Raw genomic sequence first — 14,899 nt, forward strand, 5'->3', positions numbered from 1 at the left:
ATGTGGAAGTTCCTCGTCCGCCGGCTCGGCACCGCGGTGCTCGTGCTGCTCGTGATCACGGTGGTCGTCTTCGTCCTCGCTCGCGTCATCCCGTCCGACCCGGCGGTGGTGTACGCGGGGCCGAAGGCGCCACCGGAGGAGCTGGCGAGGATCCGGGAGCGCCTGGGCTTCGACCGGCCTCTCCCGGTGCAGTACTTCGAGTACCTCACCGGACTGGTCACCGGCGACTGGGGCGACTCGCTCTCGACCAAGCGCCCGGTGCTGCAGGAGCTCGCGTCCCGGCTGCCGGCCACCCTGGAGCTGCTCCTCGCCGCGATGTTGTTCGCCACCGTCGTCGGCATCGTGCTGGGCGTGATCGCGACCCGCCGGCCCGGCGGACCAGCCGACGGGGTGATCCGCGTGCTCTCGATCGGCGGGGTGTCCGTGCCGGCGTTCTGGCTCGGCCTGCTGCTGCAGGTGGTGTTCGTCGGCCGCCTCGGCGTGCTGCCCGCCACCGGCCAGTTCTCCAAGCAGATCGAGTACACCAGCCCCATCACGACCGTGACCGGATTCCCGCTCTTCGACGCGTTCATCACGGGCAACGTCACCGCCTGGACGGACGGGATGCTGCATCTCATCCTTCCGGCGATAACCCTGGCCGCGTACCCGCTCGGTCTGATCGCCCGGATGACCAGGGCGTCGATGCTCGACGTGCTCGGCCAGGACTACGTGTTCACCGCGAACGCCTACGGGTTGCGTGAGGCGGTGGTGCGCTGGCGCCTCGCGCTGAAGAACGCACTGCCCTCGTCGATGACCGTGATCGGCCTCGCCGCGGCGTATGCGCTGACCGGCACCTTCTTCGTCGAGGTGGTGTTCAACTGGCCGGGCATCGGGCAGTTCGCCAGCGCGGCGATGCTCGCCGTCGACTACCCGTCGATCATGGCCATCACGCTGCTCGGCGCATTCGGCTACCTGGTGGCGAATCTCATCGTCGACCTGGTGCAGGCGCGGCTCGACCCCAGGGTGAGGCTGGCATGAGCGCCACGACGACCCTCGCGCCCCTGCCGCTGCCGCGGCGAGACACTGCGGCCACCCGACTGCTGCGCGTGCTGCGCACCGACTGGCTCGCCGCCGCCGGGCTCGTGCTCGTGCTGCTCGTGGTGGTGCTCGCGGTGTTCGGGCAGTGGCTCGCGCCCTACCCCGCGCAGGGGATGGGGGAGACCAGCGTCGCGACCCGCAACCTCGCCCCGTCGTTCGAGCACGTCATGGGCACCGATCAGCTCGGACGCGACATCCTGTCGCGCGTGATCATGGGCGCGCGTCCGGCCCTGACCGTGTCGACCGTGGTGGTGCTCATCGCCGCGCTGATCGGCATCCCGCTCGGCGCCGTCGCCGGCTACCGGGGCGGATGGCTGGACGAGGTGCTCATGCGCATCACCGAGGTGTTCCAGGCCTTCCCGCCGCTGCTGCTCGCCATGGTCACCGTCGCGATCCTCGGTCCCAGCCTGTTCAACGCCGGCCTCGCCCTCGCGATCTGCTGGTGGCCGTGGTACGCCCGGCTGGTGCGCGCCGAGGCGCGATCGCTCCGGGAACGCCCGTTCATCGAGGCGGCCAGGGCGATCGGCGTGCCGACCTGGCGCATCCTGGTGCGGCACATCCTGCGCAACTGCATGACCCCCGTGCTCGTACAGGCGACCGTCGACGTCGGCTCCGTCGTGCTCGCGGCAGGCTCTCTGGCCTTCCTCGGCCTGGGCGCGCAGCCGCCGACACCGGACTGGGGGCTCATGGTCGCGGAGGGACGCGGTCAGATCTTCACCGCCTGGTGGATCTCGGCCTTCCCGGGCCTCGCGATCTTCGCGACCGTGCTGGGATTCAATCTGCTCGGCGATGCGCTGCGCGACCTCTTCGACCCTCGGCAGGTGAAACGATGACCGAACTGCTCCGCGTGGATGATCTCGAGATCGCGTTCGCCGAACGCGGGCGGCTGACCAACCGGCCGGTGCGGGGGATCTCGTTCACCATCGCGCCCGGCGAGGTGCTTGGCATCGTCGGTGAGACCGGCTGCGGCAAGAGCCTGACCGGCCTAGCCGTGCTGGGCATGCTGCCGGCCGGTGCTCAGCCCTCCGGACGCATCCTGCTGGACGGAGACGAGCAGGACTTCGCCCGTCCCTCCGCCGCCCGCGGCGACGCCGTCTCGATCGTGTTCCAGAACCCCGGGACCGCCTTCAACCCGGTGTTCACCCTCGGCGCCCAACTGCGCGCCGTGCTGGTCCGCCATCGCAGGACGAGCAGGGCGAAGGCCCGCGAACGCATTCTGGAATACCTCGGGCTCGTCGGTCTGCCCGACCCGGACCGGGTGTTCGAGAGCTATCCGCACGAGCTCAGTGGAGGGATGCTGCAGCGGGTGATGATCGCCATGGCGCTGATTTGCGAGCCACGGCTGCTGATCCTGGACGAGCCGACCACGGCGCTGGACGTGACGATCGCCCGGCAGATCCTGCAGCTGGTGCTGTCGCTGCGCGATCGCTTCGGGTTCGGGGTGCTGCTCATCACGCACAACCTCGGCATCGTGCAGGAGGTCTGCGACACCGTGGCCGTGCTGTACGCCGGACGTGTGATCGAGAGCGGACCCGCCACGGAGGTGCTGCTCCGCCCCGCGCACCCGTACACCCGCGGGCTGCTCGGGGCGCTGCCGTCCCGGCATCCGTCCGGCGAGCCGCTGGACGCGATCCGCGGGAGCGTGCCGGCGAACCTGCTCGGCATGTCGGGATGCGCCTTCGCCGACCGATGCCCGCGGGTGCAGGACCGCTGTCGTGCGACCGATCCGTCGCTCGAGCCGGTCGGCTCCCTGCACGAGGCCGCCTGTCTGCGACTGGGGGAGGACTGATGGAGGACGAAGAGACCTGCGCCCTGGCCGTCGAGGACGTCGTCAAGGTGTACCGCGCGCATCGCAGCGAGGTGCGTGCCGTGGACGGCGTGAGCTTCCGGATCGGACCGGGCACGACCTTCGGACTGGTCGGCGAGTCCGGTTCGGGCAAGAGCACGGTGGCCCGCTGCGCGCTGCACCTCGTCACGCCGACGTCCGGCCGCTCACTGGTGCGGGGACAGGACCCGGCCCGCGTCCGCGGGCGCGCCCTGCGTCGCCTGCGCGCCGGCACCGGCATGGTGTTCCAGAACCCGATGGCCGCGTTCGATCCGCGGATGCGGGTGCGCGACTCGATCGCCGAACCGCTGCGCACGCACCTGCGACTGAGCGGCGCCGAGATCCGGCGGCGCGTCGACGAGCTGCTTGACGAGGTCGGGCTCGCCGCCACGCACGGCGACCGCCTGCCGCATCAGCTCTCCGGCGGCCAGTGCCAGCGCGCCGGGGTGGCGCGGGCGATCGCCACCGGACCGCGTCTGGTCGTGTTGGACGAGCCGACCAGTGCGCTCGACGTCTCGGTACAGGCTCAGGTGCTGAACCTGCTGCAACGGCTGAAGCACGAGCGTGCACTCAGCTACCTGCTGATCTCGCACGACCTGGACGTCGTGCGCTACATGAGCGACGAGGTCGGCGTGATGCGGCAGGGGTCGATCGTGGAGAGCGGCCCCGCCGCGACGGTCTTGAGCGCGCCCTCGCACGACTACACCCGACGACTGCTGGCGGCGATGCCGCCGACGCCCGGCGCCCCCGGTCTCCCCACCGGAAGCGACGAGAGGAGGATCCTGCTGTGACCGACCTGTTCCCGGCCGACACCGAGTCCCGTCCGCCGCGCTATCCGGATGCCGACGGGCAGCCCACTCTGGACACCTGGCAGGATGCCCCCCACAACCGCTGGGCGTTCGCGCACGTCTCCGAGTTCGTGTCGACCGTGCCGATCGCCCGAGCGGCGAGGGACGGTGACGCGGTCGTCGACCTGCACCGAGCGACGGGCGTCCCCGGGTTGCGGCAGCGTCTCGAGGACTCGTTCACCGACGCGTTCGTCGTCGACCGCGGGGGAGCGACGCTGGCATCCTATTTCCGCCCCGGATTCGGGGAACGAGACGCCCACCTGCTGATGAGCGTGTCCAAGTCGGTGTGCGGTGTGGCGGTCGGGTCCCTCGTCGACGACGGACTCATCGACACCGGAGAGGCGGTGCGGGCCTACGTGCCGGAGCTCACGGGGTCCGCATACGGCGACGCCACCGTGGCGCAGGTTCTGGACATGACCGTGGCGGTCGACTACGACGAGGACTACCGCGATCCGGCATCCCATGTGCAGGCGCAGGACCGCATCGCGGGCTGGCGTCCGCGACGCGACGGCGATCCGGCGGACACGTACGAGTTCCTCCGCGGGCTGCGGGCGTCGGGCGAGCACGGCCGCCGGTTCCAGTACTGCTCGGCCGACACCGACGTGCTGGCCTGGATCGTCGAGGCGGTCACCGGGCAGCGCTACGCCGACGTGATCGCGGAGCGTCTCTGGCAACGGCTCGGCTGCGAGCAGAACGCGTCGATCACGGTCGACGCCGCGGGATTCCCGTTCGCGAACGGCGGCATCTCGTGCACGGCGAACGACCTGGTGCGCCTCGGTCGGCTGATGCTCGGCGGCGGCGAACTCGACGGCGAGCGGATCGTGTCCGCCGACTGGGTCGCGCAGACCATGGCGGGCGGAGATCCGTCCCTGGCACGAGGGCTGACGATCCAGCAGGTGCATCCGCGGGTCTCGTACCGGAATCAGTGGTGGTCGACCGGCAACGACCGCGGCGTGGTCTACGCCGTGGGCATCCACGGGCAGTACATCTGGCTCGACCCGCCCACGGACACGGTGATCGTGAAGCTGTCCTCATGTCCCGAACCTGTCACCGCGGAATGGAACCGGGTGCACGCGATGCTGTTCCAGGAGGTCTGCGCGGCGATCTGAGCGATCCGGGAGGGTGCCGTCGCGGAGTAGCGTTGCAGTGACTTCCGACTTCCCTCCTGGAGGAACCCCATGAAGACAGTTCCGTTCGGATCCGAGACCGCCCCCGCCGTCATCGCCGGAATGATGCGCATTCCCGACAAGACGGATGCCGAGGTGCGCGAGCTCTATGACACCGCCCGCGACGCCGGCGTGGACTTCTTCGACCACGCCGACATCTACGGCGGGGCCATGCACGTCTGCGAGGAGCGGTTCGCCTCGGCGCTCAACCTCAGCGCTGCGGAGCGCAGCGAGATCGTCATCCAGACGAAGGCCGGCATCGTGCCGGAGCACCAGATGTTCGACTTCTCGTACGAGCACCTGATCGCCCAGGTCGAGGGCTCGCTGAAGGCGCTGCGCACCGACTACATCGACGTGCTGCTGCTGCACCGGCCTGACGCCCTCGTCGAGCCGGAGGAGGTCGCCCGCGCGTTCGACGAGCTCAGCGCCTCGGGCAAGGTGCGCGCTTTCGGCGTCTCCAATCACACGCCCCGGCAGATCGACCTGCTGCGTACGGCGGTCACCCAGCCGCTGATCGCCAACCAGCTGCAGCTGTCGATCACGCACTCGCCGATCATCGCGCAGGGGCTGTCCGCGAACATGCACGGCGCCGACCAGAGCGTGGTGCTCGACGGGGGTGGCATCGTCGAGTACTGCCGCATCAACGGCATCACGATCCAGGCGTGGTCGCCCTTCCAGGCCGGATTCTTCAACGGCGTCTTCCTGGACAACCCGGATTACCCCGAGCTGAACGCCGTGCTGAACCGGCTGGCAGCGAAGTACGACGTGACTCCGCTCGGCATCGCGACCGCGTGGATCACGCGTCACCCGGCGAAGATGCAGGTCGTGCTCGGCACCACCACCCCCCAGCGGGTCGCGGATGCCGCGGCCGGCGCTGACATCGAGCTGACCAGGCCGGAGTGGTACGAGCTGTTCCGCACCGCAGGGCACATCGTCCCGTGACCCCCATCATCAGCGCCGACGAACTCCGAGCACTGCTCTCGAGCGGCTCGGCGGTGCGCGTCCTCGACGCCCGCTGGAAGCTCGGTCGGGACGACGGTCGCGAGCAGTACCTCGCCGGGCACATCCCCGGAGCGGTGTTCGTGGATGTCGAGGGGGAGCTGTCCCGTCATGGCGATCCGCGTGACGGGCGGCATCCGCTTCCCGCCGACGACGACTTCGCCGCGGCCGTGCGGCGCTGGGGCGTGCGCCCCGGCGTCCCGGTGGTCGTCTACGACGATGCCGGGATGCTGGCATCGTCGCGCCTGTGGTGGGCGCTGCGGCGCACGGGCTTCGCCGACGTGCGCGTGCTCGACGGCGGCTGGCGGGCCTGGCTCGTCGCGGGTGGCGAGACGCAGATCGAGGAGGATCCGGTCGAGGCGAGCGACATCCAGGTGGACGCCGCGGGCGACGCGGGCGCGATCGACACAGTCGGTGCCGCCGCGTGGCCGCGCACCGGCGTTCTCGTCGACGTGCGGGCCTCCGAGCGGTACGGCGGCGAGACGGAGCCCATCGATCCCGTGGCCGGGCATGTCCCGGGAGCGGTGAATCTGCCCATCGCGCAGCTGCTCACCGAGGACGGCCGGTTCCGGCCCGCCGCCGACATCACCGCGGCGTTCGATCAGGTCGGAGCGACGGCTGATATTCCAATCGCGGCATATTGCGGATCGGGGATCACTGCGGCGCAGTTCGCCCTCGCCGGAGCGCTCATCGACCGCGAGGTGACGGTATACCCGGGTTCGTGGAGTGCCTGGTCGAACCGGCCGGAGCTCCCCGTCGCCACAGGTCCGCAGCCGGGCGGTGCGGCCTAGACTGAGGCCATGCCGCTGTTCTCGATTCTCGTCATCGCACTGACGGTCGTGGCGCTGATCGACATCATCACCCGCGACGACTCGCAGGTGAAGCATATGCCCAAGTTCGTGTGGCTCCTGCTGGTGGTGTTCCTGCCTCTGATCGGCGGCATCCTGTGGTTCGCGGTAGGCCGGGAGTACCCGGAAGGCGGCATCCGGCTCGGGCGCGAACGAAGGGAACGTCCCGCGCGGCGCGAGCCTTCGGCGCCCGCCGCTCCGGTGCGCCCGGTCGACACCCGCAGCACCGAGCAGCAGATCGCCGACCTGGATCGCGAGATCGAAGAGTGGCGGCTGCGAGAGGAGATCGCCAAGCGCAAGAAGGACGGTCCCGCAGCGGGGTCGGGAACCGGCGCGAGCGAGGCCTGAGCCGCGTCAGGCCGCGACGGCCCCGCGATCGAAGGACTCCCGCAGGGCCGCCTCGAGCGTCGGGTAGCGGAAGGCGTACCCCGCCTCGACGAGCTTTCCCGGCAGCACCCATCGGCTCTTGAGGATGAGCTCGGTCTCGGTGCGGATGCCGATCGCCCCGAGTTCCAGCATCCATCGCGGCATCGGTGGGCCGAACCGCACGCCCAGCACGCCGCGCACGGTCGCCATGAAGGTGGCGTTGTCGACGGGGTTCGGCGCCGCGGCGTTGACTGGCCCCTCGAGCTGGGGATGCTCTTCGAGGAAGTCCACGATGCCGACCACGTCATCGACATGCACCCAGCTGAAGCGCTGCCGCCCCGCTCGCGCCCCGGGGAAGTGCCCGGTGCCGGCCGCGCGCCGACGGCGGCTCACCGGCCACCGGCCGTCGTGCTGCGCGCCGCCCAGTCCGACGGACGCGAGCCCGCGCAGCGGCGCGAGCACGCCGCCGTGCCCCAGGACGATCGCGCTGCGCAGCGCGACCCGGCGGGTGCCGGGGAGGAGATCGGCGAAGAGCGCGCGCTCCCAGGCCTTCGCGACCTCCACCGAGAACCCGGTGCCGATCTCTCCGTTCGACTCGGTCATCGGCCTGTCCTCGGAGTGCCGGTAGATCGTCGCCGTCGAGGAGTCCACCCACAGTGCCGGCGGGGTTGTGGCCCGTGCGATCGCGCGGCTGAGCGCGGCCGTCGTGTCGAGCCGGGACGAGAAGATCTCGGCCCGGTTCTCGGGCGTGTAACGGCAGTTCACGCTCTTGCCGGCGAGCCCGATCACGAGATCCGAGCCGTCCACGGCGGCGTCGATCCCGGACTGATCGGCCCAGCTCAGGTCGGCGCCGGAGCGCGATACGGTGACGACCTCGCGGCCCTGGGCCCGATGATGCTCCACGAGACGGCGCCCCATGAAACCCGAGGAACCGCCGATCACGACCCGGCCGCCGGTCATCGCGCGTCCTCCTCGATGCGGTACGTGAACGTCCCGCCGTACTCGTACACGCGGCCGATGATCGGCGCGTCGATCGTGACGTCCACCCGCTGAGCCCCGGTGGCGGCGTCATGCGCCTCGCGCAGTCGGACGACGGGGGAGAGGACCGCGGGAATGCGGAGCCTGAGCGGGCCGATCCGCAGTCCGACGGCTCTGCTTCGCAGCCGCATGGTGCCACCGCTCGCCTGCACGTCGAAACTCGCCGTCGCCGTCGCCAGCGCCGGCCGGCCGATCGCATCGACCAGGCGGCCCTGGGGCGTGAGGGCGACCGAGTCGCGCATGACCCACGGTCCGCCCGGAAGCTGCAGGATGCGTTCCGCGACGGCGCGCCCGGCCTCGATGCGGTTCTCCACGCGGAACGGGACGCCGGTGTGCCAGCCGGCGACGAGGACGCCTCTGCGCTGCAGGGGGCGCAGGAACGGGTTCAGCCAGCGTCGCCGGGTGCCGACCCGCTCGAACGTCCCCTCGCCGACGCCCACCTGGCCCGGCGCGACGCCCGAGAAGTACGCGCGCAGGGCGGGGTGGAGGTCATCCATGCGCTGTCCCAGTGCGCGGGCATAGGGCGAGGTCGAGAACCGCATGACCTCAGGGTAGCCAGCTAATTGAACATGTTCAAGAATGCGCTCGCGCGCACGACGAGACCTCGCCGCATCGACCGCGCGGTCAGCGGCCCCTGGCGACCAGGGCGTCGACGTTCGCCGGCGACAGCACGTGCCTCGCGACCATGATCGCGGCACCCAGCACTGCCGCGCGCTCGCCGGCCTGGGTCTGCACGATGGTGAGGTTCTGCGTGGCCAGCGGGATGGAGCGACGATACACCACTTCGCGGACTCCGGCGAGCAGGTGCTCGCCGGCGCGGGCGATGCTGCCGCCCAGCACGATGATCGACGGGTTCAAGAGATTCACCACGGTCGCGAGCACCTCGCCCACATCACGCCCCGCCTGCCGGGTCGCCTCGATGGCGGCTGAGTTGCCGGCTCGCACCAGGTCGGCGACGTCGGAGCTGCTGTCCGCAGGTATCCCGGCAGCGCGCAGGGCGCCCGCGATCGCGAAACCGCTGGCCAGGGCCTCGAGATCGCGCTCGTCCTGCGGGTCGCGGGTGCTGCCGCTCGCGCGCGGCACCTGCACGTGCCCCATGTCGCCGGCGGAGCCCTGTGCACCGCGCTGCAGTTCTCCGCCGGAGATGATGCCTGCGCCGATGCCGGTCGCGACCTTCACGAAGATCAGGTCCTGCACCTGCGGCCACGCGGTCACCTGCTCGCCGAGGGCGAGGATGTTCACGTCGTTGTCCACGAGGACGGGCACGTCGAACCTGCGCTGCACGTAGCGGGGGATGTCGAACCGGTCCCACCCCGGCATGATCGGCGGGTTCGTCGGGCGGCCGGTGGAGTGCTCGACGGGCCCGGGCACGCCGATGCCCACGCCGACCAGAGGTGCGCTGATCGAAGCTCCGTCAAGCAGCCGGGCCCCGTCGGAGAGGATCGCGTCGAGAAGCGACTCCGGACCGTCGGCGATGTCGATCGGCCGTGTGCCGGAGTCGAGGATCCGGCCTGACAGGTCCGCGACGGCCACCGTCGAGTGCGTCGCGCCGAGGTCGACGGCGAGCACGAGTCCGGCGACGGGGTTGAACGCGACGCGGGCGGGCGGGCGCCCTCCGGTCGAGACGGCCTCTCCGGCAGGGGTGATGAGTCCGGCAGCCAGCAGCCCGTCGACGCGTGATGCGACGGTCGACCTGGCGAGGCCGGTCAGGTCGGCCAGTTCCGCCTTCGTGCGCGCGAGGCCGTCGCGAAGGATCTGGAAGATCTCTCCGGTGCCGGGATTCTGTGCCGTTCCCGGACGTGCCGCGTCAACCATTTCGTCAGTAAACCACACCTTATGACCGGGTCGCCGGATGCTTACGCACGTTCTTCATCGGACTTTTGACTGAGGGCTAGCAAAAGTCGCGGAGCTGTGTCAGACTCCCCAGCATGACAACGGATGTCATTCGCGCAGCGGTCGGGACGATCCGCGCCGGGATCCTCGGGGCAGGGTTCATGGCGCGCGTGCACGCCGACGCCACCCGAGCAGTCGGCGGCGACCTCGTCGCGATCGCGGCCAGCACGCCCAGCAGGAGCGCGCTGGCCGCCACGACCGTCGGTGCGCAGCGCGCGGCGCTCTCCGCGGACGAGCTGATCGCTGCGCCGGACGTCGACCTCGTGCATGTGTGCACGCCGAACTCCACTCACTCGGGGTTCGCCGCCGCCGCGCTCGGGGCGGGCAAGCACGTGGTGTGCGAGAAGCCGCTGGCGCTGTCGGCCGATGACGCAGCCCGACTGAGCGCGCTCGCCGCAGATTCCGGACGCGTCGCCGCCGTGCCCTTCGTCTACCGCTACCACCCGATGGTGAGGGAGGCCAGGGCCCGGGTGCAGCGCGGAGCTCTGGGGGCGCTGCTCACCCTCGACTGCGCATACCTTCAGGACTGGATGCTGCTGCCGACCGATGACGACTGGCGTGCCAGCGCGGAGCTGGGCGGACCGTCGAGGGCGTTCGCCGACATCGGCTCGCATCTCTGCGATCTCATCGAGTTCGTCATCGGGGAGCGGATCGCCGCGCTGTCCGCTCGCACCAGGACCGTGTTCGGCGAACGGGACGGGCACGTCGTCGACAACGAGGACATCGCCGCCCTGCTCGTGCAGACCGCGTCAGGGGCGGTCGGCACCGTGCTGATCTCGCAGATGGCAGCGGGGCGCAAGAACGCGCTGACGGTGGAGCTGCATGGCAGTCACGAGTCCATCCGGTTCCAGCAGGAGCGACCGGAGGAGCTCTGGATCGGCGGCAGGACGGAGTCCCGGCTCCTGCTCCGCGATCCCGCCATGTCGTCGCCGGATTCCGCACGGCTCCAGCGCGTGCCGGCGGGGCATCCCATGGGGTACCTGGACGCGTTCACCTCTTTCATGGGCGATGTGCATTCGGCCATCGCCGGGGAGCAGCCCGACGGCCTGCCGACCTTCGCCGACGGCCTCCGTGCCGCGGTGCTCACCGAAGCGGTGCTGGCCTCCGCAGCCGAGGGCGGCCGAACGGTGGAGGTGAGGGGATGAGCGCGATCGATGAGCGCCCCGTGCTGTCCGTGCACGGAGTCGGGAAGTCGTTCTTCGGCGTCCGGGTGCTCGGCGGGATCGACTTCGACGTCCGCGCCGGCGAGGTGCATGGGCTGGTCGGCGAGAACGGCGCAGGCAAGTCGACGCTGATGAAGATCATCGCCGGCGTGCAGCCGGCCGACGAGGGTCGCATCGATTACGACGGGGAAGAGGTGCGCTTCGCGCATCCTCGTCAGGCGATGGATGCCGGGATCGTCACCGTCTTCCAGGAGTTCACCCTGCTGCCCGAGCGCACCGTCGCGCAGAACGTGTATCTGGGACGGGAGCCGCGCAGGTTCGGGTTCGTCGATCAGCGCGCCATGATCGAGCGCACCGGCGGGCTCCTCGACGACCTCGGGGTGGCGTTCATCGACCCGCGGGCGCGGGTCTCCTCGCTCACCGTCGCCGAGCAGCAGATCGTGGAGATCGTGAAGGCGCTGTCCTTCGACGCCAGGGTCATCTCGATGGACGAGCCCACCGCCGCCCTGAGCGATCGTGAGGTCGAGCTGCTCTACGCGATCATCCATCGCCTCACGGCTCGCGGCGTGGCCGTGATCTACGTCTCGCACAGGCTGAAGGAGATCTTCGACCTGTGCGACCGGATCACCATCCTCAAGGACGGCCGGCTCGTCTCCACGGATCCCGCCGAAGCGCTCACCGCCGACGAACTGGTGCGGCGGATGGTGGGGCGGTCGATCACTTCCTACTTCCCCGACCGGCCGGAGGATGCCGTGGCCGGCGAGGTCCGGCTCGAGCTGAACGACTGCGGCAACGATTTCGTCGACGGGGTCTCGCTGGCGCTGCGTGCCGGAGAGATCGTGGGCATCGCGGGCCTGCAGGGCTCCGGGCGCACCGAACTGGTCGAGGGCGTCTTCGGCGTCCAGCCCTTCGCGAGGGGCACCATGCGCATCGACGGCGCCGCTGCTCGCATCCGCAGCCCGCGTTCCGCGGTCCGCGCCGGGCTCGCGCTCGTCTCTGAGGACCGCAAGGCGCAGGGGCTCGCACTCGGGCAGTCCGTGCTCGACAACGCGCTGCTCGTGATCCGCAGTGTCTTCTCCGCCCGCACGGGTGCCGCGCGCCGCCAGGTCCCCGGCATCCTCGGCTCACTCGAGATCAGCTCCCGCGGCGTCGACCAGGAGGCGCGCTACCTCTCCGGCGGCAACCAGCAGAAGGTGGTCCTGGCGAAGTGGCTGCTCACCGAGCCGCAGATCGTGCTCTTCGACGAGCCGACCCGCGGGATCGACGTGGGCGCCAAATACGCCGTCTACCAGCTGATGCGGGAACTCGCGGCGGAGGGAAGATCGGTGCTCATGGTGTCCAGCGAACTGCCGGAGGTGATCGGCATGAGCGACCGCATCCTCGTCATGCGCGACGGGGAACTCGTCGCCGAGCTTCCCGCCGGATCGGCGGAGCACGACGTGCTGGCGGCGGCCGCCGGTGCCGAGCGCCCAGCGCACACGCCGACGGGGACGGGGGAGGGACGATGAAGCGCAGACGCATCGACTCGACGGTCATCGTGCTCGGCATCCTCGTCGTGACCCTGATCGTCGGTGCCGTCCTGGTCGCGACGGAAGGGCGCAACTTCTTCAGCCCGGGCAACGTCCGCGACATCCTCACCGGAATGAGCGTGCTCGGCCTGGTCGCCATCGGGCAGACGCTCGTCGTGCTGGGCGCCTCCCTCGATCTGTCCGTGACCTACGTGATCAGTCTGTCCAGCCTGCTGGCGGCGACGCTGATGGCGGGCAACCCGGCGAACGTGCCGATGGCCGTTCTCGCGACGCTCGCGGTGTGCGCCGCGATCGGCCTGATCAACGGAGTGATCGTCACGGTCCTCCGGGTGAACGGATTCATCGCGACGCTCGGCGTCGGCCTCATCCTCCAGGGTGTGCTGAACACGAACTTCGAGGGATCCGCCGGGCAGGTGCCGTGGGAGTTCCAGCTGATCGGTGCGACCGGGCTGGGTCCGGTTCCGGTGTCCACGATCATCATGATCGTGCTCGCCGTCGTCGTCTGGTTCCTGCTCGATCGCACGCGCACAGGTGCACACCTCTACGCCGTGGGCGGCGATCCCGAGATCGCCCGGCTGTCCGGGGTGCGCACGCGTCCGCCGCTGATCGCGGCGCACGTGCTCTGTTCGGTGTTCGCCGGCCTCGCAGGGCTCCTGCTGGCCAGCCGCCTCGGCGTGGGGAGCCCCACGGTCGGGCAGCAGGGCGGGTACGCGCTGCTCTCGATCGCCGCGGTCGTGCTGGGCGGCACCCTGCTGCTCGGCGGCCGGGGCTCGATCTGGGGAACGATCGGCGGCGTCGCGATCCTCGCCGTCGTCGACAACGTCATGAGCGTCATGCAGATCAATCCGTTCCTCAAGGACGTCGTCCGCGGCGTTGTCATCGTCGCCGCCGTCGCCGTGTACAGCCGGCGCGCGATCGTGCGGCGCCGGCCGCGCTTCGGGCCGGGCGGCACGAGGACCGGGGGCGACGAGGCGGCGCGGAAGGCGGCGCCGGCCATGGCAGCCGCCGCCGCACAACTCGAGAACGCAGGCGGGACGGATGACGGCATCCTCGCGGAAGGAGACCGGTCATGAGGTTCCTGCGTGCCCTGATCAGTCCGCGCGGAGCTGTCTTCCTGCTGCTGGTGATCCTGCTGGTCGCGATCATCCTGCTCAATCCGAACTTCGCCCAGCCGGGCCAGGTGATGCGCTTCATCCAGCGGGTCGCTCCCGTGGCGATCGTGGCGATCGGGCAGTACTTCGTGATCATCGCCGGCGAGTTCGACCTGTCTCAGGGATCGCTCATCACGGCGCAGGTGATCATCGCGGGGAACCTGGTCGGTCAGGACGACTCCCGCACCCTGCCCGTGCTGCTGCTGATGCTCGCCTTCGGCGTGCTCGTCGGCCTCGCCAACGGGCTGCTCACCACGGTGCTGAAGGTGCCGTCGTTCATCGTGACACTGGGCATGATGCTGGCGCTGCTCGGCGGCGTGAAGTGGTGGACCGGGGGAGCGGCGACGGGCAACCCCGCCGACAGCTTCCGGCAGATCGGCCGAGGAGGCATCCGCGATCTGCCTCTGCTGGACTTCCTGCCCTGGGCGGTGCTGATCCTCGCCGCATGGCTGGCACTGGGTATCTGGATCACGCGGAGGCCGCTGGGCAAGCTCCTGATCGCCGTCGGCGACAACGCCCGCGCGGTCGACTACGCCGGCGCCCGGCGGTCGCGCGTGACGATCCAGGCGTTCGTCATCTCCTCCGTATCCGCCTCGCTGAGCGCGGTGCTCCTGGTCGGCTACGCCGGCGTGCACCCGTCGGTCGGCACGGGCTACGAGTTCACCGCGATCACAGCGGTCGTCCTGGGCGGCGTCGTCCTCGGAGGTGGCCGCGGGTGGATCGTCTCGGCCGTGGCCGGCGCCTTCGTGCTCGAGGCCCTGTTCCTGCTGCTGAACATCGCCGGGGTCCCCTCGACGCTGCGCGATGCGGTGCAGGGCGTCATCATCATCGCGGCGGTCGCCTACTCGGCCGTCTCGTTCCGCAGCCGCGCCAGGGGCGCGAGATCTTCTCCCGATCAGGGGAAGGAACAGGGCCCGCCCGCGGCGGATCCCGTTCACCCGTCCGCACCACAGGCCCTCGCCGAGGGACCCACAGAAACAAGAGGAGTGCAGTAAT

Annotated in this window: 15 protein-coding genes; 12 read left to right on the forward strand and 3 right to left on the reverse strand. The window is 70.3% G+C overall.

Translation table 11 applies throughout. The features are described from left to right. The 8 genes from DY023_RS15095 (at position 1) to DY023_RS15130 (ending at position 7,111) form a co-directional block, all read left to right on the forward strand. The gene (locus DY023_RS15095) at positions 1-1,017 is read left to right on the forward strand and encodes an ABC transporter permease (protein ID WP_116243171.1); all 1,017 of its coding nucleotides are present in this window, start codon (positions 1-3) and stop codon (positions 1,015-1,017) included. Continuing rightward, positions 1,014-1,910, forward strand: a complete 897-nt coding sequence (locus tag DY023_RS15100) for an ABC transporter permease (RefSeq protein ID WP_116243172.1) — start codon at positions 1,014-1,016, stop codon at positions 1,908-1,910. Before DY023_RS15095 ends, DY023_RS15100 begins: the two co-directional genes overlap by 4 nt. Continuing rightward, positions 1,907-2,866, forward strand: coding sequence for an ABC transporter ATP-binding protein (locus DY023_RS15105; protein ID WP_116243173.1), 960 nt, complete (start codon positions 1,907-1,909; stop codon positions 2,864-2,866). The genes DY023_RS15100 and DY023_RS15105 overlap by 4 nt, the downstream gene beginning before the upstream one ends. Next, on the forward strand, positions 2,866-3,693 hold the full coding sequence (locus DY023_RS15110) for an ABC transporter ATP-binding protein (RefSeq protein WP_116243174.1): 828 nt from the start codon (positions 2,866-2,868) through the stop codon (positions 3,691-3,693). Before DY023_RS15105 ends, DY023_RS15110 begins: the two co-directional genes overlap by 1 nt. Continuing rightward, positions 3,690-4,859, forward strand: a complete 1,170-nt coding sequence (locus tag DY023_RS15115; RefSeq protein WP_245958733.1) for a serine hydrolase domain-containing protein — start codon at positions 3,690-3,692, stop codon at positions 4,857-4,859. The genes DY023_RS15110 and DY023_RS15115 overlap by 4 nt, the downstream gene beginning before the upstream one ends. A 69-nt stretch (positions 4,860-4,928) precedes the next feature. After that, the gene (locus DY023_RS15120; protein ID WP_116243175.1) at positions 4,929-5,858 is read left to right on the forward strand and encodes an aldo/keto reductase; all 930 of its coding nucleotides are present in this window, start codon (positions 4,929-4,931) and stop codon (positions 5,856-5,858) included. Then, positions 5,855-6,706 (forward strand): sulfurtransferase, encoded by an 852-nt coding sequence (locus DY023_RS15125; RefSeq protein WP_116243176.1) that lies wholly within the window; start codon positions 5,855-5,857, stop codon positions 6,704-6,706. Before DY023_RS15120 ends, DY023_RS15125 begins: the two co-directional genes overlap by 4 nt. A 9-nt stretch (positions 6,707-6,715) precedes the next feature. After that, a complete protein-coding gene (locus tag DY023_RS15130) occupies positions 6,716-7,111 on the forward strand; it encodes a PLD nuclease N-terminal domain-containing protein (protein WP_116243177.1) in 396 nt (131 codons plus the stop codon). Between the two features lie 6 nt (positions 7,112-7,117). Here DY023_RS15130 and DY023_RS15135 read toward each other — a convergent pair whose 3' ends face one another. From DY023_RS15135 to DY023_RS15145, 3 genes are all read right to left on the reverse strand, one after another. After that, positions 7,118-8,089 (reverse strand): epimerase, encoded by a 972-nt coding sequence (locus DY023_RS15135; RefSeq protein WP_116243178.1) that lies wholly within the window; start codon positions 8,087-8,089, stop codon positions 7,118-7,120. Then, the gene (locus DY023_RS15140) at positions 8,086-8,709 is read right to left on the reverse strand and encodes a DUF4166 domain-containing protein (protein WP_116243179.1); all 624 of its coding nucleotides are present in this window, start codon (positions 8,707-8,709) and stop codon (positions 8,086-8,088) included. Before DY023_RS15140 ends, DY023_RS15135 begins: the two co-directional genes overlap by 4 nt. A gap of 82 nt (positions 8,710-8,791) precedes the next feature. Next, the gene (locus DY023_RS15145; protein WP_116243180.1) at positions 8,792-9,982 is read right to left on the reverse strand and encodes an ROK family transcriptional regulator; all 1,191 of its coding nucleotides are present in this window, start codon (positions 9,980-9,982) and stop codon (positions 8,792-8,794) included. A gap of 113 nt (positions 9,983-10,095) precedes the next feature. Between DY023_RS15145 and DY023_RS15150 the strand changes: the two genes are divergently transcribed. The 4 genes from DY023_RS15150 to DY023_RS15165 are packed head-to-tail and all read left to right on the forward strand — an operon-like array spanning position 10,096 to position 14,898. Continuing rightward, a complete protein-coding gene (locus tag DY023_RS15150; RefSeq protein ID WP_116243181.1) occupies positions 10,096-11,205 on the forward strand; it encodes a Gfo/Idh/MocA family protein in 1,110 nt (369 codons plus the stop codon). Further along, positions 11,202-12,731, forward strand: a complete 1,530-nt coding sequence (locus DY023_RS15155) for a sugar ABC transporter ATP-binding protein (RefSeq protein ID WP_116243182.1) — start codon at positions 11,202-11,204, stop codon at positions 12,729-12,731. The genes DY023_RS15150 and DY023_RS15155 overlap by 4 nt, the downstream gene beginning before the upstream one ends. Next, complete coding sequence (locus DY023_RS15160) at positions 12,728-13,825, forward strand: ABC transporter permease (RefSeq protein ID WP_116243183.1); 1,098 nt, start codon at positions 12,728-12,730, stop codon at positions 13,823-13,825. The genes DY023_RS15155 and DY023_RS15160 overlap by 4 nt, the downstream gene beginning before the upstream one ends. After that, positions 13,822-14,898, forward strand: a complete 1,077-nt coding sequence (locus DY023_RS15165; RefSeq protein ID WP_116243184.1) for an ABC transporter permease — start codon at positions 13,822-13,824, stop codon at positions 14,896-14,898. Before DY023_RS15160 ends, DY023_RS15165 begins: the two co-directional genes overlap by 4 nt. Position 14,899: the final 1 nt, after the last annotated feature.

The organism is Microbacterium bovistercoris (assembly GCF_003387575.1).
GTDB classification, from domain to species: Bacteria; Actinomycetota; Actinomycetes; order Actinomycetales; family Microbacteriaceae; genus Microbacterium; species Microbacterium bovistercoris.